Origin of the sequence: Adlercreutzia rubneri, from assembly GCF_009755265.1 — a bacterium.
GTDB classification, from domain to species: Bacteria; Actinomycetota; Coriobacteriia; order Coriobacteriales; family Eggerthellaceae; genus Adlercreutzia; species Adlercreutzia rubneri.
This window is the reverse complement of sequence record NZ_WPOO01000046.1, coordinates 1-1664: the sequence shown is the minus strand read 5'-3', so window position 1 is coordinate 1664 and position 1664 is coordinate 1. Positions and strand designations below refer to the sequence as shown.

Annotated in this window: 1 protein-coding gene; it reads right to left on the bottom strand. The window is 57.4% G+C overall.

Annotation, left to right across the window (positions count from 1 at the left end):
• Nucleotides 1-165: 165 nt before the first annotated feature.
• The gene (locus tag GO707_RS11795) at nt 166-1386 is read right to left on the bottom strand and encodes an IS110 family RNA-guided transposase (RefSeq protein ID WP_086414568.1); all 1221 of its coding nucleotides are present in this window, start codon (nt 1384-1386) and stop codon (nt 166-168) included.
• Between the last annotated feature and the right edge of the window lie 278 nt (nt 1387-1664).

Genomic DNA, 1664 nt, shown 5'->3' with positions numbered 1-1664 from the left:
CGACAGACCTGCTATTTGAAGTCAAGAACTAAACCAAAGCTTTTAGATAGGATGTTGATAATAGAATATGGAATAGAAAGGCACGTGGATTTGCTGCTTCGAGGCATCAGGATATAAACCGCCCTGGAGAAGGCGGTTTATAAGTTCCGCGATTTTTACCCAAATTTAGGCTTGGCGCTGAAGATGACCTGGCAGGTGATGCTCGGGAGGTTCGGACTCGTAGGGCCGCTGCTCGCGCATGAGCGACAGGCAGACGCCGGCAAGTTTCCTGGCGACTCCCGACAGGGCGACGTAGTGATGTTTACCGCGGGCTTTCATTGAGTCGTAGTACTCGCCGAAGTAGGGATCGTAGATGCGCACCTTGTCGGCTGCCAGCATGAGTGCTCGCCGAAGCTCGGAGGAGCCGCGCTTAGACATGTGCCCGTTTGTGTCCTGATTCGCGCCAGATTGGTACTTCGAGGCATCCATGCCCGCGTAGGCGATGAGCTTCTTGGGGGTCTCGAAACGGTCAGGATCGCCGATTTCCCCGGCGATGGAGGCCGCGAGCGAGTCTCCGATGCCGGGGATGGTCGTGAGCCAGTGACCATCCGAACGGTGCAGCAGCTCTGATATCTCGTCCTCTAATTCTTCGATTTGGACCTGGGTGAACGATAGCCGCTTCACCAGCAACTTGATCTCGAAGGACAGGGCACGGGCGCCGAACTTGGCGCCGATCGAGCTCCTGGCGGCGTCCTTGACTGCCTCGGCTTTGGCCCGACCGCAATTGCCCCCACTGTTTTCCTTGAGGATGCGCGTGAGCGTGCGGATGTCAGTTGCGAGGACCTCTTCGGGTGTCGGGCACTGCTTGAGCAGGGCTTTCGATGCCTCGCCGAACGTGTTGGAGAACAACTTTCCGTACTCCGGGAATGCTTGGTCGAGTACGCGGATCGCCTTGTTCTTAAGCTGGGTCGCCTGCTCTACGAGAAAGCTCCTGAAGCGTGCCAGTTCGCGGAGTTGCTCGACGTCCGGATTGGCCATCTTGGACGACTCGGGGTTCGCAAAGCGCAGGTACTCGGCGATGAGCACGCTGTCGATGGCGTCGGTTTTCGTTTTGCGGAGCGAGTCGACTTTGCGGAATGCGTCGGTCTGGATAGGGTTGATGACCACGACCTCGTAGCCGTTGGCGTCGAGGAACTCCCAGAGCGAGATCCAGTAGTGGCCGGTCGCCTCCATTCCGACGAGACACTCATCCGACTCGATGCGGGCAGCCTCGAGTTTTTCGGCGATCTTGGCAAAGCCAGATTCGTTGTTGCCGGCGCTGAACGACTTGAGGATGACGTTGCCAAACTCATCGACGGCGGCTATCTGATGATCCTTTTTTGCTATGTCTATTCCGACGTAGCGCATGCGTGCCTCCTATTATTGAGGTCCGAAACCTTCTGCGAGAGCGGAAGTCTTCCTTCGGTTCCCGCAGCACGCAACCTCGTCAGATATCCAGCCCCGAACGGCCATCCTGCCTTATCCACGTCACGCTGCGGGTCGGAGGCGCAATCCTGTCGTCCAAGGCCAAATCCCAGGAGGTCGTTCTGCGCCCTCCGCCCTCTACTCGCCCTTTATCCCATATTTGAAAAGGAAGGTAAAGAGCGCGGCCACTGCGCGAGAAGTGGCGAAAACAATATACGAGG

What these genes read in the sequence shown, in the direction of transcription:
- GO707_RS11795 (WP_086414568.1), bottom strand. Translation starts at nt 1,386, where the DNA reads ATGCGCTACGTCGGAATAGACATAGCAAAAAAGGATCATCAGATAGCC.